Here is a 20,354-nt window from a genome sequence, read left to right on the forward strand (position 1 = left end):
GAATTCGCTTGAAATCGTTCAAATACCGATAGGTGACCGGCTCTAATCACAAAATCACGTCACAATAAAGAGCGTTCCGGCCGGGAATGTAAATATCAGGTGAAGCGGTCATTGCTTGCAAACGCGTGCAATTTCGCCGCCAGTTCGCGCTTCTGCAGGCTCAGTCCCTTGTAGGCGGCCTGGTACTCGTCGAGGCTTTCGAGCTGGGCTGCGAAGCTTAGCGCCAGGCTTTGTGCCTGCGGGTGGTGAGCAATAGCGGAGATCGGGTCGACGTAGACGCGGATCGTAAAGAGGATATCGCCCGAGCGTGGGAGCTTGCGCAGCGTCTGGCGCTCGACGCGGGCGAAGCGCTCGGCCAGCGTGAACGGCTCGGCCTGCGGCGGGCGGCGGTGCTTGGAGAGCGGCAGGAAGAGGGCGCTCGAGGTGTTGACCGACCAGTTCAGCCGCTCGACCGGTTGAGAAACCTGCAGATTGTCGAAGATGCGGTGGATCAGGGTGGCGTTGCGCGTACCCTCGTCGAAGCCCGGCACATCCGCATGGATCGCATGCATCGGCCGGCCGAATTTCTCCCTGAGCGACCATGAGGACGGGAAGGCGACGAAACCGGCAACGAGATGCCAGCCGTCCTCTTTGCGGCGCATGATGACGAGATCGTCCTGGATCATCAGGCCGGCGCGGAGCAGCGGCGGGCGGTCGGCGTCGGTGTCCGGGACGCTGGGAAGGAGCTGCGGATGGTGTTCGCTCAGATGCTGACGCAGCAGGTCGAGTGCTTCCTGCTGTGCGTCCTCGGTGCCGGCTTCGGCCACGAAGACCTCGTCGCGACTGCTCTCGATCAGCGCACGCTTTTCGCCGACATAGCGGGCCCAATCGGCGTCGGGCTCGATCCAGCGGTCGAGGTCGAGCGGCATCAGGCCGATTGTGAAGGGCCTGGCCGAGCCGTCATAGGGTGTGTAGGTCGGTGGCGTCATGGATAAACTCTAACGCTCCGGCGTACCCTGATGGAAGACCATGCGCCACGCGCCGTTGGCGCCGCGGCGCCAGATGGAGCTGCGGAGTGCCCGGACGGGTGGCTCGCCCTGCACGATGCGCTCCGAGCGATAGGTGGCGAGAACCACGTCCGGTGCCAGTGTTTGAATTTCGAAGTCGGTCAGCTGACGCGTCGTGCCATCGCTGGGCTCTTCCAACAGGGCGGCGATGATCTCCTCATGGGTATAGAGGCGACCGGAGTTGCCGATCTCGCGGAAATCCGGCGAAAGCAGGGTCTCGAGCAGGCTGCGCGTGTTGCGGACCGTCTGGTCGAACAACCTCTCCTCGAGCAGACGGACATGGTCGCGCAGTTCGCTGTTCATCGCCTTACCTCTTCAAAATCTTTAGCCCGGCGACGGTCACCGTGAACCAAGGCGTCGCATTCCGAGACACCTGAATAGGGCAATTGCGCCGAAACCATCCATCATCTTTTCAGATTTTTGCGTCAAACTGCGAATCATCGTTATCTCTACGCCCCGGAACCATCGGATGAACCAGATATCGGAGCGGCTTGCGGAATTGCATGAGGACAGTTTTGTCCTGATCGCCCTTTACGATCAGGATGACCGCCTGCGCTACGCAAACCCGGCCTTTCGCACGACCTTCGCACTGGAGCCGGAGGAATACCCCCTGTGGGCCGACCTGATGCGCCGCAACGCGCGCAACGGCAAGGGCACGATCATCCGCGCCGCCGACTTCGAGACCTGGCTGGTCTCGGCGCAATCGCGGCGCGGCAAGCTGCCGTTTCGGGCCTTCGAGACGGATGTGGTCGACGGCCGCTGGCTGTGGATGACGGAGACCGTGCAGAAGGATGGCTGGATGCTGTGCATCGCCAGCGACATCACCCATCTGAAGGCCAGCGAACGCGACGTCAGGCAGGATCGCGACTTCGCGCTCAAGGCCTCGCAGACCGACGAACTCACCAGCGTCTCCAACCGCCGGTTCATGATGGCGGCGCTCGACAATCTCGCCAACGGCAAGGCCGTCTCGCGCTCCGCGGGCGGTTGCATCTGCATCATCGACCTCGATTTCTTCAAGCGCATCAACGATGTCTACGGGCACCAGACGGGCGACGACGTGCTCATCGATTTCGCGCGCCGGGTGCATCCCCTCGTGCGCCGGCGCGACAGTTTCGGGCGGATCGGCGGCGAGGAGTTCATGCTGATCCTGCCCGATACGACCTTGGCGCAGGGTGAGCTGATCATCGAGCGGATCCTGACCACGGTGCGTGGCGCCAGGCCGATCCTGAACGCGCCGGGTTTTTCCTACACCTGCTCGGCGGGACTCGCGGAACTGCACCCCGGCGACACGGCGCGCGAGCTTTACGCGCGCGCCGACGAGGCGCTCTATCATGCCAAGCAGGGCGGGCGGGATCGATTGCGGATCGTGGCTTAAAGCACGATCTTTGCCGGTATCAACCCGCGCAGCGAATTGCCGACATAGAGTTTTCCCGTTTTCAGATCATCGCGCGTGATGCGGCCGACGCGGGCCTTGCGCTGGCAGATGAGCTCGGTGCGCAATACGCCCGCCAGCAGGCCGCAGGAGATCGGCGGCGTGCGCAGGACGCCGGAGCCGTCGTCGAGGAAGATCGAGGTGATGGTGCCCTCGCAGGCCTCGCCGCGCTCGTTCAGCATCAGCACCTCGTCGGCTTCATCGGTGGCGTATTCGGCGCGCGCGGCCTCGTAGACTGCGCGGCGCGTGGTCTTGATGCGGAGCAGCTTGTCGGCGGAGGCGAGCCGCTGGTCGGCGATGCGGATGGTCCAGGTGGTGTCGGGCGCAAGCGGCGTGAACGGTGCCGCGGTGACCGAGATATTCGCGTTTTCGTCGAAGGTCAGCCGGACGCGCTGGGTCGAGGTGGCGCCGGCGACGGCTTGCTGCAATCGTTCGAGCGCGCCCACCGGCTGCGGGAAGCCGATGCGGCGGGCGGAGCGGGTGAGGCGGGCGAGATGAAGACGCAGGCGGATGAAGCCTGTGTCCGGCTCGTAGCGCAGGGTTTCGATCAGCGAGAAATCGGCCACGGTCAGACGCTCCCCGTTCCTGCGATCGGCTGGTCGCCGATGGCGAAGCGGGCCTTCAGGAGGCACTCCTCGTATTCGGCGTCCGCGGTGGAATCGATGACGATGCCGCCTCCGACATTGAAGACGGCGCGGCCGTCGTCGAAAAGCGTGAGCGTGCGGATGGCGACGGAAAAGCGCATGGCGCTCGATGGCGCGATCATGCCGATGGCACCGCAATAGACGTCGCGCGGGCCGTCTTCCAGCTCGTGCAGGATCGTCATGGCGCTGATCTTCGGCGCGCCTGTTATCGATCCGCAGGGGAAGAGGGCGGCGAGGATGTCGCGGATTTCGAGGTTGGGCAGGAGCTTTGCCTGCACATGGCTCACCATCTGGTGCACCGTCGGATAAGTCTCGATGTCGAAGAGTTTTGGGACGTCGAGCGTGCCGACTTGCGTGATGCGCGAGATATCGTTGCGCAGGAGGTCGACGATCATGCGGTTTTCGGCTTGCGTCTTGATATCGGCGAGCATGGCTTGCTTGATCGCCTCGTCCTCGGCGGGTGTGCTGCCGCGCCTTGCCGTGCCCTTCATCGGATGCGTCTCGATCCAGCCTTGCTCGTCGGTGCGGAAGAAGAGCTCGGGCGAGCGCGACAGGATGACCGGGCCGCCGAGATCGACCAGCGCGCCGTATTTCACCGGCTGGCGCGATATCAGCGACCAGAAGGCCGCGCGCGGGTCGCCGGACCAGCGGGCCTCAATCGGCATGGTGAGATTGGCCTGGTAGCAATCGCCGCGCATGAGGTGGTGGTGGAGGCGGTCGAAGCGGTTCTTGTAGGTGGAAAAATCCCATGCGGCTTTCGGCGCCGTCAGGAACTCTTCGTTTTCGAGGCGTTGTGCGGGCTGGGCGAGGGGGTGGCCGTCCGGCTGCGGGTGGTCGAAGACGCCGAAGCAGAGAAGTGGGGTTTCACCGTTCTCGCTCGCGAAACCGGCGAGCTTGTCCTCGAAGAGGTGGCCGGCCTCATAAGAGATGTAGCCGGCGAGCCACTTGCCGGATGCCTTGGCCTTCTCCATGCGGGCGAGGCCGGCAAAGACCTCGGCGCGGGTGTGGGCGACGATGATCTCGGTCGGGTCTGCGAAGAGCATGACCTGGCCGGATGTGTCGTCGCGGAAGAGGATGTGGGGGGCGCGCCCGTTCATGCTGGGTCCTGTTTCTGAAGCGGGGCGGTGCGACGACCTCCCTTCTCCCCGACGGGGAGAAGGTGCCGGCAGGCGGATGAGGGGGCCACGGGCGCAATTGCCTATCGCATTCGCTCAACGCGTCGCTCGCGCTCCGCCCCCTCATCGCCTCGCTACGCTCCGGCACTTCTCCCCGCCGGGGAGAAGAGACCTGTGGCGGCGTAACGCCCCATCTCTTGTTTCCGTGTGGCGTGAGAAGCGCGCTACTGGCGCTTCCTCCCACCTCAGCCCTTATCTAGCGCTTCCAGCTCGTCGATCAGCCCCTCGATCATCGACAAACCCTTGCTCCAGAACGACGGATCGGTGGCGTCGAGGCCGAAGGGCTTGAGGAGTTCGGAGTGGTGCTTGGTGCCGCCCGCCTTCAGGAGCTCGAAATACTTGTCCTGGAAGCCCTGATCCGCCTTCTGGTAGACGGCGTAGAGCGAGTTTACCAGGCAGTCGCCGAAGGCGTAGGCATAGACATAGAAGGGCGAGTGGATGAAGTGGGGGATGTAGGTCCAGTAGGTCTCGTAGCCCTCGGAGATCCTGATCGCCGGGCCGAGGCTTTCGGCCTGCACCGACAGCCATAGCTCGCCGATCTGCTCGGCCGTGAGCTCGCCTTCCTTGCGGGCGGTGTGAACCTTGCGCTCGAATTCGTAGAAGGCGATCTGGCGCACGACCGTGTTGATCATGTCCTCGACCTTCTGGGCAAGCATCGCCTTGCGTTCGCGCTTGTCCTTGGTCTTGTCGAGAAGGGCGCGGAAGGTCAGCATTTCGCCGAAGACGGAGGCGGTCTCGGCAAGCGTCAGCGGCGTCTGGCACATCAGCGCGCCCTGGCTGCCGGCAAGCACCTGGTGCACGCCGTGGCCGAGCTCGTGGGCGAGCGTCATCACGTCGCGCGGCTTGCCGAGATAGTTGACGAGCACGTAGGGGTGGGCGGAGGGAACGGTCGGGTGCGCGAAGGCGCCCGGCGCCTTGCCGGGGCGAACGGGGGCATCGATCCACTCCTCGTCGAAGAAACGCTTGGCGATCGCGGCCATCTCGGGGGCGAAGTTGCCGTAGGCGGATAGCACCGTGTCCTTGGCCTCCGTCCAGGAAATGACGGCGTTGGAGGTTTCCGGCAGCGGCGCGTTGCGGTCCCAGAACTCCATCTGATCCATTCCGAGCCATTTGGCCTTCATCGCGTAGTAGCGGTGCGAGAGGCGCGGATAGGCGTCGCGGACGGCGGCGGCCAGCGCATCGACCACATCGCGCTCGACGCGGTTGGCGAGGTGTCTCGAATCGGCGATGTCGTCAAAGCCGCGCCAGCGGTCGGAAATGTCCTTGTCCTTGGCGAGCGTGTTGGTGATCAGCGTGAAGATGCGCAGATTGTCCTTGAAGGTCTTGGCGAGCGCCATGGCACCCTTGCGGCGCACCTCGGGGTCGCGGTCCTGCAGCATGTTCAGCGTCACCTCGATCGACAGCATCTCGCCATCCACCTCGAAGCGCAGTTCGGCCATGGTCTCGTCGAACAGGCGGTTGAAGGCGGCGGCCGAGGTCATCGACTTCTCGAGAAAGAGCTGTTCCAGTCTGTCGTCGAGCTGATAGGGCTTGTCCTTGCGCAGGTCGACCAGCCAGGGGCGGTAGTGGCCGGCATCGGGGTCGTTCTTCATGCAGGCGTCGATCACGGCGTCGTCGATGCGGTTCAATTCGAGCGCGAAGAACAGCAGGTGGCCGGAGAAATCGGTGATCTTCGCCTGCACGTCGCCGTAGAGCTTGCCGTTTGCGGGGCTCGACGTGTCGGAGAAATAGGTGAGGCCGGCGAATGAGCCGAGGCGGCCGACGATGTCGTCGAGCGCTTCATATTCCTTCAGCGCCTGGCCGATGCCGTCGGCACCCTTTTTCGTCGCGGCGTCCGAGAGCTTGCCCTTCCATTTGGCTTCGAAGGCAAGAGAATCCTTTTCGGCTTTCGCCATGTCGGCCTTGAAGGCGTCGGAGGTGGCGGAGGGATAGAGGTCCTCAAGCTTCCAGGTCGGGAGGTCGCCAAGTTCGATCGCCTTCGCGGAACCGGCATTGCTTACCGAAAAGTTGCATTCGGCGCCGAAGAGCGGGTTTTTCATGAGCGGGATCCTCTTCCTATTTTACGACAGGTCTGACTGTCTAAGCGCCCAAAGCCTTGGCATCAAGGGGCTTTTCGTCGCGCGGGAGCGTCGTTTCGAGGCGAATCCACCTTCGTCACAAACGTTAAAATGCGATTATTTCTCAAAACTGGATGTTCAAGCCTTTCTGCGACATTGCCATCCAAGGTTTCGCATGAAGTGAGGCAGCAATGACCGGTTACAACGAGCACAAGGGTGCAGCGCAGATACTTGTCGTCGAGGACGATCCTGTACAGCGCAGACTGCTTAAGAACGCCATCGAGCGTCACGGACACGTCGTCCACCAGGCAGAGAATGGCCGGATCGGTCTTGAGATGGTGAAGAGGGGCAGTGGCCTCTACAACGTCATCGTTCTCGACCTGATGATGCCCGAGATGACAGGTCTCGAGTTTCTCGAGGCGATCCATGCGTTCGGCACGCAAATTCCCGTGATCGTGCAGACCGGGCAGGGGGGAATCGAGACGGTGGTGCAGGCGATGCGCGCCGGCGCCTTCGATTTCGTCGTCAAGCCGGTGTCGCCGGAGCGGATTTCCAATTCGATCGCCAATGCGCTGAAGCTCGATCAGCGCGAGGTCAAGGCGCGTGCCGGGCGGCGTTCGCGCTCGGGTGCCGTCGGCTTCGACGATATCGTGTCTGCAAGCCCGGCGATGATCCGGGTGCTGGATCTTGCCCAGCGCGCCGCGCAGTCCAACATTCCGGTCGTGCTCGAAGGTGAATCCGGCGTCGGCAAGGAACTGGTGGCCCGCGCCATCCAGTCCGGCAGCGACCGCTCCGGCAAGCCATTCGTCACCGTCAACTGCGGCGCCATTCCGCACAATCTGGTCGAGAGCATCCTGTTCGGCCATGAGAAGGGTGCGTTTACGGGCGCCACAGAGCGGCATGTCGGCAAGTTCATGGAAGCCGATGGCGGCACCATCTTCCTCGACGAGATCGGCGACCTGCCGCTCGACGTGCAGGTGAAGCTGTTGCGCGCCGTGCAGCAGGGCGAGATCGAGACCGTCGGCGCGCGCACCGCGCACAAGGTCAATGTCCGGCTGATCTCGGCGACCAACAAGGATCTGATCGAAGAGGTCAAGAACGGCCATTTCCGCGAGGATCTCTACTACCGCCTCAACGTGTTCCCCATCACCATCCCGGCGCTGCGCAAGCGCAAGGAGGACATTCCGCATCTGGTGCGGGTGTTCACGGAACGCTTCTCGAGCGAGCAGAAGAACGGCAACCGCATGACGGTCAATGCCGGCGCGCTGGCGCTGCTCACCGCCTACGACTGGCCGGGCAACATCCGACAGCTGGAGAACGCGATCTTCCGCGCCGTGGTTCTTGCCGACGGTCCGGAGCTGACGGAGGCCGATTTCCCGCAGATCGCGGCGCAGCTGCCGGAATACGACGTGGTCGATCATCTGGCGCTGGTCGCCGACAACAGCAGCAATGTTCGCCTCGGCGAGATCGCCGCCGCCGAATTCGGCGTCTCGCAGACGGTGGCCGACAATGTCGCGGCGCGGATCAACGACGCACCCGACAACGCGATCTCGAGCACCAATCCGGCCGGCGACGTGCGCAAGCTTGCCGACGTCGAGGAAGAGCTGATCCGATTCGCGCTGAAGTTCTATCGCGGTCAGATGAGCCAGGTTGCGCGCAAACTGGGCATCGGTCGCTCGACGCTTTACAGAAAGTTGAAGGACTACGGAATTGACCCGGACAACCCGCAAAAGGACGCTGCATAGGGTGTATCAGTTAAGATTCCGGCAATCATCTTTTGTTACCAATCATAAACCACTTGTTAGTGGCCTGTTCACTATGTAAAGAAAAGGTTGATCATGTGTGGCATTTTTGCCATCGTGTGACCGCATTTAACAGTCAAGGGTCAGATTGAGGGACCATCGGCTGTCTGACGGGGATTGAGTTTGCCGGATCTGAATTGGAATACGAAGCCTTCGCGCCTGACATGGCGCACTAGGTGCGCAGACCTTTGCGGAAAGGTGACAAGGACGGCTATGGCCGCCCTTCTCGCAGTTGCAGTTTCGTCGCCCGTCATTGTGAGTTCTCCCTCGCAGGCGGCCGGCGAGACGCGTAGTCTCAAGCTTTATTTCATCAATACGGGTGAAAAGGCTGTCATCACCTACAAGCGCAACGGCCGCTTCGACCCCAAGGGTCTCGAGCAGTTGAACCGCTTCCTTCGCGACTGGCGCAAGAACCAGCCGACGAAGATGGACCCGCGCCTTTTCGATCTGATCTGGGAAGTCTACCGCCAGAGCGGTTCCCGGGAATATATCAGCGTCGTCTGCGGCTTCCGCTCGCCGGCAACCAACGCGATGCTCAAGGGCCGTTCGCGCAATTCCGGCGTTGCGGAAAAGAGCCAGCATATGCTCGGCAAGGCCATGGACTTCTTCATTCCCGACGTCAAGCTCGCGACCTTGCGCGGCATCGGCATGAAGATGCAGGTCGGCGGCGTTGGTTTCTATCCGAAATCTGGTTCGCCTTTCGTGCACATGGATGTCGGTGGTGTTCGCGCCTGGCCGCGCATGACCCGCGACGAGCTTGTGCGCCTGTTCCCGAACGGCAATACCATGCACATCCCGGCCGACGGCAAGCCGCTGCCGGGGTATGAGCAGGCCGTCGCCGATTACAAGCGCCGCGTGAGCGACAGTTCCGTGCAGATGGCAAGCTCCGGCGCCTATGCAGGTTCGTCCAGCGAAGAGCGAAAGAGGCCGAAGACACTGTTTGCTGCCCTGTTTGGCGGTGGCGAGGATGAGGCGGAAGATAGCGCGGAAGACAGCGCGCCCGTCGCCGTTGCCAAGGCAACGCCGCCGAAGGCCGCCGACATGCCGAACGCGGCTGACCCGAGCCAGGGTGCTCCCGCCGAGGCGGCTGCTCAGCAGCAGACCGAGGTCGCAAGCGTGAACGCGCCGATCCCGCAGGTGCGGCCGGCGTTCGCAAATCAGCCTGGCGGCAGCGAAGTGGCCAACGCCCTCGTCGCTCCGCAATCCGGCAACGCCGCGCAGGATGCACTTGCCGCTGTGACCGTTCAGGGTCAGCAGAGCTTCGCCGATCTAAGCGGCTATAGCATTCCCGTGCCTTCGCTCCTCGGCGCGCGTCGTTCTCCTGGAGACGCGGAAGTCGCTTCAGCCGATCCGGCTGCCGCGATGACGGGGAATCTCGCGGGCGTGCCGACACCGGCCGAGCGTCCGGCGCTCGCAGAGAAGCTTCTGGCGCGGCGAATGCCGGTCCGGAAGCTGGCGATGACGAGGCGGATCAGCAGGATACGCTTTCACCTGCTGTCGCCGATGCTCTCAACCAGCAGCACAATGCCAATAGTGGCCAGCTTGCGGCCAACCAGCCGCCGGTGTCGAGTGTCGAACAGGCTATAAACGCGGCCATGCCGCAAAAGGTTCCGGCTGAAAAGCCGCCGGTCCAACTGGCCGCCCTTGCTCCGCCGACCAAGTCGGCAAGCTTCGGCGATGTCTTCGATACGCCGAAGCCGGCGATCGAGCCCGGCGCCACTCAGGGCCTTTCCACCAAGGGTGGTCGCCCGACCAAGAACCAGGCCGCCGAGGCCGATGCCAGCCGTGCGACCGTTACCACCGAGCCGAAGCTGACGCAGAAGATCATCTCGCAATGGGCGCTGAGCAACGCGCGCATGGAAATGGTCACCAAGCCGGTCAAGGCACCGCGTTTCGTCAGCCAGACGTTGCGTGCGCAGCCGAAGGCGGTCTATGCCGAGGGCTTCACCAAGACGGCGTCGATCGACACGGGCCGCTTCAGCGGTACGGCGGTCAATTTCATGGAAGTGCGCAAGTTCGACGCGAACTGAGGCCGCTTCCAGACCAGACACCAGAACCGCCGGAGCAATCCGGCGGTTTTTTGTTGTGGGCCCCATGGTCGGCACAGGACTATGGGCGGAGGATGCACGGGAGAAAATGGCAGAGGGAGCGTTGCGATGAAGATCGGGTTCTTGGGCACGGGGGCGATCACCGAGGCCATGGTCAAGGGGATGCTCGGCTCCTCGCTCGACCTGACGCGCATCATTGTCTCGCCGCGCAATGGCGAGATCGCCGCGCGGCTTGCCAAATCGTCGCCGCTGGTCGAAATCGGCGCCGACAACCAGGCCGTGGTCGATGCCGCCGATGTCCTGTTCCTGGCCATCCGGCCGCAGATCGCCGAGGCGGTGATCAAGCCCTTGCGCTTTCGCGCCGGACAGAGCGTGGTCAGCGTCATTGCCGCCACGGACCGGGCGACGCTCGAGAGCTGGATCGATGCGCCGGTGACGATCACCCAGGCCATTCCGCTGCCATTCGTCGCCGAGCGCGCCGGGGTGACGGCGATCTTTCCCGACAACGACACGGTAGCGGCGATCTTTTCGGCACTCGGCAGCACGGTGGCATGCGAGACGCGGGCGGAATACGACCTGCTGGCGGCGGCGAGCGCGCTGATGGCCAGCTATTTCGGCATTCTCGATCGCGCCACCGGCTGGCTCGCCGATCAGGGGATGGCGAAGGAGAAGGCGCGGGCCTACCTGGCGCCGCTGTTCCTCAGCCTGGCGCAGACGGCGGTCAAACATGGCGACACACCGCTTGAGACGCTGAAAGAGGAGTTCTCCACCAAGGGCGGCCTCAACGAACAGGTGTTCGATGACTTCGACCGCAAGGGCGGCAGCGACGCGCTGATCGCAGCGCTCGATCGCGTTCTGGCGCGGATCAGGGGGTAGGCGTGGCGCGCCGTTCAGGGCTTGCCGGGGTTGTCGTTGGCGGTCGAGCGAAACTGCTCATCCTCGAGCACGCGCGCGCCGGTGTCGAGAACGCGGATCACCATCTCGTAGATGTTGAGCGCGCGTTTGCTTGAGGGCATGCCATTGTCGAGCATATCAAGCGCCTGACGCAGGCGCTCGGCCAGCTCCCTGTCGGTAATCGTTTTCACGGCATGCGCTCCGCAAGTTGCTCTTCTGACAGCGCAATCTACCCCGAATTGCGGGATGAAGCCACTATCCGAAGGTTGGAGACAGGTGTTGCGCGTAGCCTTTCAGGCGGCGATCCCGGACATGACGTGTTCGGCGATCGCCAGCGACGAAGTCAGGCCCGGGCTCTCGATTCCATAGAGATGCACCATGCCATTTATGCCGTGCACGGCGGGACCATGGATGGCGAAGTCGGCGGCGGGCTGGCCAGGGCCGGAGAGTTTTGGGCGGATGCCGCTATAGGCCGGCTGCAGGCAATTGTCGGGCAGGCCGGGCCAGTAGCGCCGGATCTCGTCGTAGAATCGCTCGCAGCGGGTCGGATCGACCTCGTAGTCGATCGCGTCGATCCATTCGACATCGGGCCCGAAGCGGATGGAGCCGCCGAGATCCATCGTCAGGTGAACGCCGAGACCGCCATCCTCGGGTACCGGGTAGATCAGCCGCGAGAAGACGTTGCGTGTCGGGGCGGAAAAGTAGTTGCCCTTGGCAAGCTGGAGCCTGGGCACCGTGGCGTGGTCGAAGCCCGAGACGAGCCGGGCCAGATCGTTGGCGCGCAGGCCGGCGGCATTGATGAAATGGCGCGAGGCCACGTCGTATTCCTCGCCGCTCGCCCGGTCGCGGGTGCGCAGGCGGAAGCGGTTGTTACTCGCGTCACCTGACACGATCTCGGTGTTGAGGGCGATGAAGGCGCCGTTGTCCTCGGCATCGCCCCGCAAAGCGAGCATCAGTGCGTGGCTGTCGATGATGCCAGTCGAGGGCGAGACGAGGGCGGCGACGCAGCGGAGCGCCGGTTCGCGCGCCATCGCTTCCTCGCCGGAGATCAGGATAAGATCATCGACGCCGCATTCGGCCGCCTTCAAGCGGATGGCTTCGAGTTTCCCGACCTGCGACGGGCTGGTCGCGACGATGAACTTGCCGCAGCGGGCATGGGGGATGCGCCTGTCCTCGGCATAGCGATAGAGCTTTCCGCGGCCCTCGATGCAGAGCCGCGCCTTCAGCGATCCCGGTGGATAGTAGATGCCGGCGTGGATGACTTCGGAATTGCGGGAGCTGGTCTCCATGCCGATCATCGGATTGGCCTCGATGACGAGCGTGTCCAGTCCGCGCCTCGCCGCTTCGCGCGCGATCGCCAGCCCGATCACGCCGGCACCGGCGACGATGCAACCGACTTCGTCCATGTGCTTCTCTCCCACGACGTCATGTTCAGTACATCAATCCGGGGCATGGTCAAAGTACCGCAATCGTGGGGTTGAAGGGTGTGGCCGGCTACCAAATTATGGGGCTCGCAGGCCACGATTTTCGGTCTATAAGGTCGCAGCCCCTAAGAACGGGCGGATGCCTGGCCTATATGGAATGGGTGTGGAGCGATGTGTTTTTCGCCGGCTCCGCTGTCCGACAATTTGATTGATGAAGACGACAAGGAATAATCATGCAGACCTATCCCGATGTGAAGCTGTTCATCGACGGCGAATGGAAGAATGCGGCCTCCGGCCGGACGCTGCCCGTCACCGACCCGGCCACGGGTGAAACCATCGGCACCATTCCGCATGCCTCCCGCGAGGATCTCGACGCGGCGCTCGCCGCCGCCGACAAGGGCTTCCGCGTCTGGCGCGACACCTCGCCCTTCGACCGCTCCAAGATGATGCGCCGCGCCGCGGACCTGTTGCGCGAGCGCAAGGAAACCATCGCCTGGATGATGACGCGCGAGCAGGGCAAGCCGCTGGCGCAGTCGCTGGTTGAAATCGCCGGTGCCGCCGACGTGATCGACTGGTTCGCCGAAGAGGCGCGCCGCACCTACGGCCAGGTCATTCCGTCGCGCGCGCCCAATGTCACGCAGCTGGCGATCAAGTCGCCGGTCGGCCCGGTGGCGGCGTTCACGCCTTGGAACTTCCCGATCAACCAGGTGGTGCGCAAGCTTTCGGCCGCGGTTGCCGCCGGCTGCTCGATCATCGTCAAGGCGCCCGAGGAAACGCCGGCATCGCCGGCCGAGCTGATCCGCGTCTTCGCCGATGCCGGCATTCCCGCTGGCGTCGTCAACCTCGTCTACGGCGTGCCTGCCGAGATCTCCGAATACCTGATCTCGCATCCCGTCATCCGCAAGATCTCGTTTACCGGCTCGACCCCCGTCGGCAAGCAGCTGGCGGCGCTGGCCGGCCTGCACATGAAGCGGGCGACGATGGAACTCGGCGGCCACGCGCCGGTCATGGTGTTCGACGACGCCAATGTCGATCAGGCCGTGTCGATCATGGCCGGCTCGAAGTTCCGCAATGCCGGCCAGGTCTGCGTCGCGCCGACGCGTTTCCTGGTTCAGGACGGCGTGATGGACCGGTTCACGGATGGCTTCGTGAAGGCCGCGCAGGCGGTCAAGGTCGGCAACGGCCTGGAAGACGGCGTCGAGATGGGCCCGCTCGCCAACGAGCGCCGCATTCCGGCGCTCGAAGAGCTGATCAACGATGCCGTGTCGAAGGGTGCCGAGCTCAAGACCGGTGGCCGCCGTATCGGCAACACCGGCAACTTCTTCGAGCCGACGGTTCTCGCCAACGTGCCGCTTTCGGCGCGCGTGATGAACGAGGAGCCCTTCGGCCCGCTCGCCATCATCAACCGCTTCTCGACGCTCGACGACGCGATCAACGAGGCGAACCGCCTGCCGTTTGGCCTAGCCTCCTTCGCCTTCACCAGCTCGAGCGCCACCGCGCAGGCGCTTGGCCGCCGCGTGGAAGCCGGCATGCTGTCGATCAACCACAACGGCCTGGCCTTGCCTGAAGTGCCGTTCGGCGGCATCAAGGATTCCGGCTACGGCACGGAAGGCGGCTCGGAAGCGATCAACGCCTATCTCGACGTGCGCTACGTCACGCAGCTCGGCTGAGTCACGCAACTCGGCTGATCGGCTGGGACAGAGAGACAAAAGAAAGCCGCCGGGGCGACCCGGCGGCTTTCTTGTTTGGTTCGATAGTAATCGAAAATCAGGCTTCCGCCGGACCTTCGATCATGCCGAGGGCTGCCAGGTATGTGTCGAGGATGGCTTCTTCCTCGAGACGCTCCTGCTCGTCCTTCTTGCGCAGCGCGATGACCTTTTTCAGGATCTTGGTGTCGAAGCCGGTACCCTTGGCTTCGCCGTAGACGTCCTTGATATCGTCCGCGATGGTCTTCTTTTCTTCTTCCAACCGTTCAATGCGCTCGATGAAAGCGCGAAGCTGGTCGCGGGCAACGCCGTGGGCATCAGACATCGTGTTCTCCTGCTAGGGGGATAAAAATTCGGATGGCGTTGACTGCCGCGAAGTGTCGCCGGGGTCAAGCCTATTCGACAGAGCGGGGGCTCATTTGTGCGGGTTGTTGCTTTCGAATGCGGCTTTTTGTTGGGCCGAGGCTTCGGTCTGGTAGCGGCTTTTCCACTCGTCGAACGGCATGCCGTAGACGATCACGCGTGCCTCGTCCTTCGTCAGTTCGACGCCGTCGGCATCGGCCGCGTCCTTGTACCAGTTGGACAGGCAGTTGCGGCAGAAGCCGGCCAGATTCATCATGTCGATGTTCTGCACGTCGGTGCGTTCGCGCAGGTGCGCGACGAGGCGGCGGAAGGCGGCGGCTTCGAATTCGGTCTGTTGTTCCTTGCTGAGCGTGGTCATGTCGCTCTCCTCTTCTCAGTATGGGCCAGTGCGCGAGGCATGCACCTCGTATTGATGCAGGGCCGGATCGGCGTTCATGGTCTTGAAGATCGGCGCCAGTCGCTCGGCCCAGGCGGCGATCCCGGCGGCGTCGCCGATCAGGTCCTGGCGCACCTCGAGCAGCGCATGCGGAATGCCGGTGACCATGCAATGCCGGTACATGGTGTCACCCTTCAGCGCGCCATCATAGGGCTCGTTGTCGCCGATCACCAGATCGGGATCGGCGCGCAGCAAGTCAAGAAGCGGGCCGACGGCGCGGTGGTCGCTGTCCCACAACACGGCGGCGTGCCACGGGCGCGGCACGTTTTTCCAGGCGGGCGTGAAGGAGTGAAGCGAGAGCACCAGTGGCGCCTTGCCGGTGGCCGAGGCGACCGCCGAAATCGTCTCGCTGACGGCATTGTGATAGGGGCGGTGAAAATTGGCGATGCGGCCGTTCCACTCTTCGTCCGATATCGGATGATTGCCCGGAATGATGGCGCCATCGGAGATCTTCATGATCAGCGTCGGGTCGTCCTCGCCGCGGTTCGGATCGATCAAGAGACGGGAGAAACCGCCGAGCACGGCGGGAGCGCCGAGCTTTTCAGACAGAGCCCGCGTCAGCCCCTCGATGCCGATGTCATAGGCGATGTGGCGGGCGAAGGCGCTTTCGGGAAGACCCAGGCTGCCATGGCGCTCCGGCAGGCGATTCATCGCATGGTCGGCGAGCAGCACCATACCGCTGTCATGATGCCCGCCTAGAATTTCGAAGGATTGGAAGTCGTTCATCGAGGACAATGCCGTTGACTGTTTTGAAGCGTGTCACTGATCGCACGGGCAGGGGAAGCGTTCAAGCGCGAGCCGCGATCATTCGCCTGGCAATAGCGCGGCAATCTCGGCACGATCATTGCGGCAGCGAGTGCCGCCGTTGGTCCATGTCAGAAATATAATCGATTAGCATTGCGTTGACTTTCGCCGGGAGGCAGCGCAAGAAGGCACGACAACGAATAACCGGGAGCCAATTGGAAGTCGTGTTGATCCAGACCGCGCCATGTTTCCTTACGCGTTCCGGGCCGCTTGCCCGTTTTGCTCTTTTTGTTCTCGCGGCGTTCTCGCCGTTCTTCATCGCCGACGTGGCGCGCGCGGATTTTCGCGTCTGCAACGGGACGCAGAATCTGGTGGGTGTGGCGATCGGATACCGCGCCACCGACGGCTGGATGACGGAAGGCTGGTGGCAGGTGCCGGCAACGACCTGCGCGACGCTGATCGAGGGAGAGCTGCAGTCCCGCTACTATTATCTCTACGCAGAGGACGCCGCCCGGGGAGGACGATGGACGGGCGACGTGCAGATGTGCGTGGCGGAAAACGAATTCAAGATCACGGGTGTCAATGATTGCTACGCCCGTGGCTACCAGAAGATGGGGTTCAAGGAATATGACACGGGTCGCCAGGGCAGCTGGATGGTCCAACTTTCCGATACCCCAGGCACCCAAGAAAGTCCGAACTGATGAAGCGTAACCGCAAAGTAAAAATCCTCGCAACTCTCGGACCCGCCTCGTCCGAGGAAGCGATGATCGAGAAGCTGCACCAGGCCGGTGCCGACGTTTTCCGCATCAACATGAGCCATGCCAGCCATGACACGATGCGTACGCTGATCCAGCGCATCCGCGCCGTCGAATCGCGTAGCGGCCGGCCGATCGGCATTCTCGCCGACCTTCAGGGTCCGAAGCTGCGCGTCGGAAAGTTCGCCGACGTCAAGGTCGACCTGAAGCCGGGCGACACGTTCACGCTCGACAACAACGACATCCCCGGCGACAAGAACCGCGTGTTCCTGCCGCATCCCGAGATTCTCGAAGCCGTGAAGCCGGGCGACCGTCTGCTGATCGACGACGGCAAGCTGGCGTTGCGCGCCGAAAAGTGCGACGGCAAGAGCATCGTCACGACCGTCATCTCCGGCACCCGGATTTCCGACCGCAAGGGCGTCAGCCTTCCCGACACCATCCTCACCGCCGGCGTGCTGACCGACAAGGACCGCGCCGACCTCGATGCGGTTCTGGCGACCGACGACGTCGATTGGGTGGCGCTGTCCTTCGTGCAGCGTCCCGAGGATCTCGTCGAAGTGCGCAAGATCGCGCGCGGCCGCGTCGGCCTGATGGCCAAGATCGAAAAGCCGCAGGCGATCGAGCGGATCGAGGAGATCATCGAGCTCTCGGACGCGCTGATGGTCGCCCGTGGCGACCTCGGCGTCGAAATGCCGCTCGAATCCGTTCCCGGTATCCAGAAGCAGCTGATCCGAGCCTGCCGCCGTTCGGGCAAGCCCGTCGTCGTCGCCACGCAGATGCTGGAATCGATGATCTCGGCGCCGGTTCCGACCCGCGCCGAAGTCTCCGACGTCGCGACCGCCGTCTTCGAAGGCGCCGACGCCGTCATGCTGTCTGCCGAATCCGCGTCCGGCGACTATCCGATCGAGGCCGTCTCGACGATGGCGTCGATCGCCAGCACGATCGAGCGCGAGCCGCACTATCCCGGCATCATCTACGCGCAGCGCGCTCAGGCGGAAGCCACCGGCGCCGACGCGATTTCGCTGGCTGCCCGCCAGATCGCCGAAACGCTGCGCCTGTCGGCCATCGTCTGCTACACCTCGTCGGGCACGACGGGCCTGCGCGCATCGCGCGAGCGTCCGCAGGTGCCGATCCTGGCGTTGTCGCCGGTTATCCAGACCGCGCGCCGCCTCGCTATCGTCTGGGGCCTGCACTGTGTGGTCACGCATGACGCGACCGACCTCGACGACATGGTCAACCGCGCCTGCCGCATCGTCGCCGACGAAGGCTTCGGCAAGCCGGGCGACCGCATCATCATCTCGGCCGGCGTGCCGCTCGGCACCCCCGGCGCCACCAACATGCTGCGCATCGCCTATATTGGCTCGGACGGCCAGAGCGGGTTTTGATCCGGATTTGGTTTGATTGAATTGAATTGAGAACCCGCTGCCTCCAGGAGGTGGCGGGTTTTTTCGTGGCTGGTGTGTGTGGTGCTGGCTTGGCGGATGGGGGAATGTTCGCGCCAACCTCGCGATCCGCTATCCTACCCCTGTAATGCCAACGCCCGGGCGAACATCTCGTCATCGACATTGCCGCCCGAGGTCACCACGATGGCGGCATCCTCCTGCAACTGCTCTCCATGAAACAGCGCGGCGGCGAGTGCCACGGCGCCGCCGGGTTCGACGACGATCTTCAGGCGGGTGAAGGCCAGCGCCATGGCGCGCAGCGCCTCCTCGTCGGTAACGACGATGCCCGGGCCGGCGAGGCGCTTGAGAATCGGGAAGGTGATGTTGCCGGGCTGCGGGGTGATGATGGCGTCGCAGATCGAGCCTGATAGCGTGGCGTTGCGCTCGATCCTGCCCGAGGCCAGCGAGCGGGTGGTGTCGTCGAAGCCTTCGGGCTCGCAGGGGCGAACGCGGAAGCCCGGCGTGCGCGCCTCGAGCGCCAGCGCGATGCCCGAGGTCAGGCCGCCGCCGCCGCAGGGAGCCAGCACCTCGGCCGAGCTTACGCCTTCCTCTTCCGCCTGTTCGGCGATCTCAAGCCCGGTCGTGCCCTGGCCGGCGATGACCTGCGGTTCGTCGAAGGGCTTGATGAGCGTCAGCCGGCGCTCCTCGGAGAGGCGCGCGCCGATGGCGTCGCGGTCTTCCTTGGCGCGGTCGTAGAGCACGACCTCGGCGCCGAGCGCGCGGGTGTTTGATATCTTCAGCTTCGGTGCGTCGTCGGGCATGATGATGACCGAGGGAACGCCGTGCAGCCTGGCGGCAAGGGCGACGCCCTGCGCGTGGTTGCCGGAGGAAAACGCGATGACGCCGCGGGCGCGCACCTCGGGCTCCAGCGCCGAGACGGCCGACCAGCCGCCGCGGAACTTGAAGGAGCCAGTGTGCTGCAGGCATTCCGCCTTGATGAACAGCCGGCGCCCGGCGATCTCGTCGAGAAACGGAGAGGAAAGAAGCGGGGTGCGGCGGGCATGTCCACGCAGGCGGGCGCGGGCGGCGACGATCATTTCAATGCTGACCATGGAAAGCTCTTTCGGATGATAATGTCATCATGAATAGGACGCCAACCCGATGTTGTGAACGGCTGCTTTGTCACGGTGACATGAAAAGCGTCTTTCGCGGCGCCGGCAAGAGTTCGGGTTCCGGCGCGGGGGCCTTGCCGGTCGGGCGGGTCTGGTGGCGCCTGCGGTAGTCGGTAGGGTTCGTGCCGGTCAAGCGCAGGAATTCGCGGTTGAAATTCGACTTGCTGATGAAGCCGCAGTCGAACATCAGCCGGGTCACGGGCTCGTCGCTCTTTTCCAGCATTTCGCGGGCGGCGCGAATTCGGAAGTCGTTGACATATTGCGAGACGCTCGCCCCGTGCACGCGGTTGACCGCGATCGATACGCGGCGGGCGGGCAGGTTCATCCTGCGGGCGATGCGGCCGAGGTTGAGCTCCGGGTCGCGGTAGAGCTGGCGTGCTTGCATGAGCTCGTTGAGCGACCGGGCGATGGCTCCGTCTTCCTCAGTCGGGCCAGATGCCGGCGCGGGCGCCGGTGGCTGTGGCTGCGGCGATGGCGCGGGCTCGGTGGACTGGGTGCTGCTGGCGATGGCGGCGGCGGTGCCAAGCGCCAGCAGCGAGATGACATTGCCGATCGCCACCACGGCACCGGCATGGGCGCCACCGGTCCTGTAGAAATCGAAGCTGATGACGATGTCAGCGGTGGCGGAGGCGAGCAGGGCCGTGGCGGTGATCAGCAGCGAGCGGTAGGAGAGGAGCGCGCCATCAAGCCGCGAGGAAACGAGGCCGTCTGGCCCGTGGCGGGCAAGCCAGAAGAGGGCCACGCCATAGGCCGCGAAGGTGGCGGTGATGAAAATGCCGACAGGGCCGCGCCAGAAGATCATCAGCACGAGGACGATCGCGGCTGGAAGCAGATGCGGCGCAAGACGCAGCCATGAGGGATTGGTGTCGCGCGCGAGATTGCTGAAGCTGATCCAGGCGAAGGCTGCGATGAGGGCGGCAAGCACCGCCTGGACGGGCATCAGGGCGATGATGTCATAGCCCCAACGCAGGCCGAGCAGCACCGATTGCAGCGCATACAGCGCGATCAGGGTGAGGAAGGGCCAACGCTCCGGTGCGAGGCCGTCGTGTTGCCTGACCATTCTGATCGCCAGGATGACGAGCAGCAATGTGACGATAAAGGGCAGCGGCACGAAGATCATGGGCGCGGATCCAGCAACAGACTAAAGCGCGTCGCGATCGTTCAGGTTCGCGCACCGCGCTTCAGGACTTTGTCTTTCAGCATGTCTTCACCCCGAAACCGGTGACCACTTTCGGGAGACATGCCGTAGCGATATGAGCACGACAATGACCTTG

At 63.8% G+C, this 20,354-nt stretch carries 18 protein-coding genes and 1 pseudogene; 7 read left to right on the forward strand and 12 right to left on the reverse strand.

Going from position 1 to position 20,354, the window contains the following annotated elements:
• Positions 1-95: 95 nt before the first annotated feature.
• Entirely contained in the window at positions 96-968 is an 873-nt protein-coding gene (locus P3R82_RS28755; protein WP_283196226.1) for a DUF3445 domain-containing protein, read from the reverse strand.
• A 9-nt stretch (positions 969-977) separates the two neighbouring features.
• On the reverse strand, positions 978-1,349 hold the full coding sequence (locus P3R82_RS28760; RefSeq protein ID WP_283196227.1) for a DUF4440 domain-containing protein: 372 nt from the start codon (positions 1,347-1,349) through the stop codon (positions 978-980).
• A 166-nt stretch (positions 1,350-1,515) separates the two neighbouring features.
• On the opposite strand from P3R82_RS28760, the gene P3R82_RS28765 reads away from it, so the two are divergent.
• Positions 1,516-2,421: a sensor domain-containing diguanylate cyclase gene (locus tag P3R82_RS28765; protein WP_283196228.1), complete on the forward strand. Its 906-nt coding sequence runs from the start codon at positions 1,516-1,518 to the stop codon at positions 2,419-2,421.
• Here P3R82_RS28765 and P3R82_RS28770 read toward each other — a convergent pair.
• The 3 genes from P3R82_RS28770 to P3R82_RS28780 form a co-directional block, all read right to left on the reverse strand.
• Complete coding sequence (locus P3R82_RS28770) at positions 2,418-3,044, reverse strand: aminotransferase class IV family protein (protein WP_283196229.1); 627 nt, start codon at positions 3,042-3,044, stop codon at positions 2,418-2,420. The genes P3R82_RS28765 and P3R82_RS28770 overlap by 4 nt on opposite strands.
• 2 nt (positions 3,045-3,046) lie before the next feature.
• The gene (locus P3R82_RS28775; protein ID WP_283196230.1) at positions 3,047-4,219 is read right to left on the reverse strand and encodes an aminodeoxychorismate synthase component I; all 1,173 of its coding nucleotides are present in this window, start codon (positions 4,217-4,219) and stop codon (positions 3,047-3,049) included.
• A 263-nt stretch (positions 4,220-4,482) separates the two neighbouring features.
• Positions 4,483-6,336: a M3 family oligoendopeptidase gene (locus P3R82_RS28780; protein ID WP_283196231.1), complete on the reverse strand. Its 1,854-nt coding sequence runs from the start codon at positions 6,334-6,336 to the stop codon at positions 4,483-4,485.
• Positions 6,337-6,545: 209 nt separating this feature from the next.
• Between P3R82_RS28780 and P3R82_RS28785 the strand changes: the two genes are divergently transcribed.
• From P3R82_RS28785 to P3R82_RS28795, 3 genes and pseudogenes are all read left to right on the forward strand, one after another.
• Positions 6,546-8,099 (forward strand): sigma-54 dependent transcriptional regulator, encoded by a 1,554-nt coding sequence (locus P3R82_RS28785; RefSeq protein WP_183900402.1) that lies wholly within the window; start codon positions 6,546-6,548, stop codon positions 8,097-8,099.
• Between the two features lie 180 nt (positions 8,100-8,279).
• Positions 8,280-10,186 (forward strand): annotated as a pseudogene (locus tag P3R82_RS28790) (DUF882 domain-containing protein).
• 126 nt (positions 10,187-10,312) lie between these two features.
• Positions 10,313-11,080 carry a pyrroline-5-carboxylate reductase gene (locus P3R82_RS28795; RefSeq protein ID WP_283196232.1) on the forward strand — a complete coding sequence of 256 codons (768 nt, stop codon included), beginning with the start codon at positions 10,313-10,315 and terminating at the stop codon, positions 11,078-11,080.
• 14 nt (positions 11,081-11,094) lie between these two features.
• Here P3R82_RS28795 and P3R82_RS28800 read toward each other — a convergent pair whose 3' ends face one another.
• Positions 11,095-11,289: a hypothetical protein gene (locus P3R82_RS28800; RefSeq protein ID WP_183900405.1), complete on the reverse strand. Its 195-nt coding sequence runs from the start codon at positions 11,287-11,289 to the stop codon at positions 11,095-11,097.
• 102 nt (positions 11,290-11,391) lie between these two features.
• A complete protein-coding gene (locus P3R82_RS28805) occupies positions 11,392-12,504 on the reverse strand; it encodes an NAD(P)/FAD-dependent oxidoreductase (RefSeq protein WP_283196233.1) in 1,113 nt (370 codons plus the stop codon).
• Between the two features lie 251 nt (positions 12,505-12,755).
• Between P3R82_RS28805 and P3R82_RS28810 the strand changes: the two genes are divergently transcribed.
• Entirely contained in the window at positions 12,756-14,192 is a 1,437-nt protein-coding gene (locus tag P3R82_RS28810) for an NAD-dependent succinate-semialdehyde dehydrogenase (RefSeq protein WP_283196234.1), read from the forward strand.
• A gap of 97 nt (positions 14,193-14,289) precedes the next feature.
• On the opposite strand, the gene P3R82_RS28815 is transcribed toward P3R82_RS28810, so the two are convergent.
• The 3 genes from P3R82_RS28815 to P3R82_RS28825 all read right to left on the reverse strand — a co-directional run bounded on the left by P3R82_RS28815 (position 14,290) and on the right by P3R82_RS28825 (position 15,753).
• Positions 14,290-14,553, reverse strand: a complete 264-nt coding sequence (locus P3R82_RS28815; RefSeq protein WP_018899724.1) for a DUF2312 domain-containing protein — start codon at positions 14,551-14,553, stop codon at positions 14,290-14,292.
• Positions 14,554-14,643: 90 nt separating this feature from the next.
• Positions 14,644-14,949, reverse strand: coding sequence for a DUF1244 domain-containing protein (locus P3R82_RS28820; RefSeq protein WP_283196235.1), 306 nt, complete (start codon positions 14,947-14,949; stop codon positions 14,644-14,646).
• A 15-nt stretch (positions 14,950-14,964) separates the two neighbouring features.
• A complete protein-coding gene (locus P3R82_RS28825; RefSeq protein WP_283196236.1) occupies positions 14,965-15,753 on the reverse strand; it encodes an N-formylglutamate amidohydrolase in 789 nt (262 codons plus the stop codon).
• 233 nt (positions 15,754-15,986) lie between these two features.
• Between P3R82_RS28825 and P3R82_RS28830 the strand changes: the two genes are divergently transcribed.
• Both P3R82_RS28830 and pyk read left to right on the forward strand, forming a co-directional pair.
• Positions 15,987-16,472, forward strand: a complete 486-nt coding sequence (locus P3R82_RS28830; protein ID WP_183900410.1) for a DUF1036 domain-containing protein — start codon at positions 15,987-15,989, stop codon at positions 16,470-16,472.
• Positions 16,472-17,911, forward strand: a complete 1,440-nt coding sequence (gene pyk / locus P3R82_RS28835) for a pyruvate kinase (RefSeq protein ID WP_283196237.1) — start codon at positions 16,472-16,474, stop codon at positions 17,909-17,911. Before P3R82_RS28830 ends, pyk begins: the two co-directional genes overlap by 1 nt.
• A gap of 134 nt (positions 17,912-18,045) precedes the next feature.
• Here the strand turns inward: pyk and P3R82_RS28840 are convergent, their stop codons facing one another.
• The gene (locus P3R82_RS28840; protein ID WP_283196238.1) at positions 18,046-19,020 is read right to left on the reverse strand and encodes a threonine/serine dehydratase; all 975 of its coding nucleotides are present in this window, start codon (positions 19,018-19,020) and stop codon (positions 18,046-18,048) included.
• Positions 19,021-19,090: 70 nt separating this feature from the next.
• Positions 19,091-20,200 (reverse strand): helix-turn-helix domain-containing protein, encoded by a 1,110-nt coding sequence (locus P3R82_RS28845; RefSeq protein WP_283196239.1) that lies wholly within the window; start codon positions 20,198-20,200, stop codon positions 19,091-19,093.
• Between the last annotated feature and the right edge of the window lie 154 nt (positions 20,201-20,354).

The sequence above is a fragment of the Rhizobium sp. AN80A genome (genome assembly GCF_030053015.1).
GTDB classification, from domain to species: Bacteria; Pseudomonadota; Alphaproteobacteria; order Rhizobiales; family Rhizobiaceae; genus Rhizobium; species Rhizobium metallidurans.

What these genes read in the sequence shown, in the direction of transcription:
- P3R82_RS28755 (WP_283196226.1), bottom strand. Translation starts at nt 968, where the DNA reads ATGACGCCACCGACCTACACACCCTATGACGGCTCGGCCAGGCCCTTC.
- P3R82_RS28760 (WP_283196227.1), bottom strand. Translation starts at nt 1,349, where the DNA reads ATGAACAGCGAACTGCGCGACCATGTCCGTCTGCTCGAGGAGAGGTTG.
- P3R82_RS28765 (WP_283196228.1), top strand. Translation starts at nt 1,516, where the DNA reads ATGAACCAGATATCGGAGCGGCTTGCGGAATTGCATGAGGACAGTTTT.
- P3R82_RS28775 (WP_283196230.1), bottom strand. Translation starts at nt 4,219, where the DNA reads ATGAACGGGCGCGCCCCCCACATCCTCTTCCGCGACGACACATCCGGC.
- P3R82_RS28780 (WP_283196231.1), bottom strand. Translation starts at nt 6,336, where the DNA reads ATGAAAAACCCGCTCTTCGGCGCCGAATGCAACTTTTCGGTAAGCAAT.
- P3R82_RS28785 (WP_183900402.1), top strand. Translation starts at nt 6,546, where the DNA reads ATGACCGGTTACAACGAGCACAAGGGTGCAGCGCAGATACTTGTCGTC.
- P3R82_RS28795 (WP_283196232.1), top strand. Translation starts at nt 10,313, where the DNA reads ATGAAGATCGGGTTCTTGGGCACGGGGGCGATCACCGAGGCCATGGTC.
- P3R82_RS28805 (WP_283196233.1), bottom strand. Translation starts at nt 12,504, where the DNA reads ATGGACGAAGTCGGTTGCATCGTCGCCGGTGCCGGCGTGATCGGGCTG.
- P3R82_RS28810 (WP_283196234.1), top strand. Translation starts at nt 12,756, where the DNA reads ATGCAGACCTATCCCGATGTGAAGCTGTTCATCGACGGCGAATGGAAG.
- P3R82_RS28815 (WP_018899724.1), bottom strand. Translation starts at nt 14,553, where the DNA reads ATGTCTGATGCCCACGGCGTTGCCCGCGACCAGCTTCGCGCTTTCATC.
- P3R82_RS28820 (WP_283196235.1), bottom strand. Translation starts at nt 14,949, where the DNA reads ATGACCACGCTCAGCAAGGAACAACAGACCGAATTCGAAGCCGCCGCC.
- P3R82_RS28825 (WP_283196236.1), bottom strand. Translation starts at nt 15,753, where the DNA reads ATGAACGACTTCCAATCCTTCGAAATTCTAGGCGGGCATCATGACAGC.
- pyk (WP_283196237.1), top strand. Translation starts at nt 16,472, where the DNA reads ATGAAGCGTAACCGCAAAGTAAAAATCCTCGCAACTCTCGGACCCGCC.
- P3R82_RS28840 (WP_283196238.1), bottom strand. Translation starts at nt 19,020, where the DNA reads ATGGTCAGCATTGAAATGATCGTCGCCGCCCGCGCCCGCCTGCGTGGA.
- P3R82_RS28845 (WP_283196239.1), bottom strand. Translation starts at nt 20,200, where the DNA reads ATGATCTTCGTGCCGCTGCCCTTTATCGTCACATTGCTGCTCGTCATC.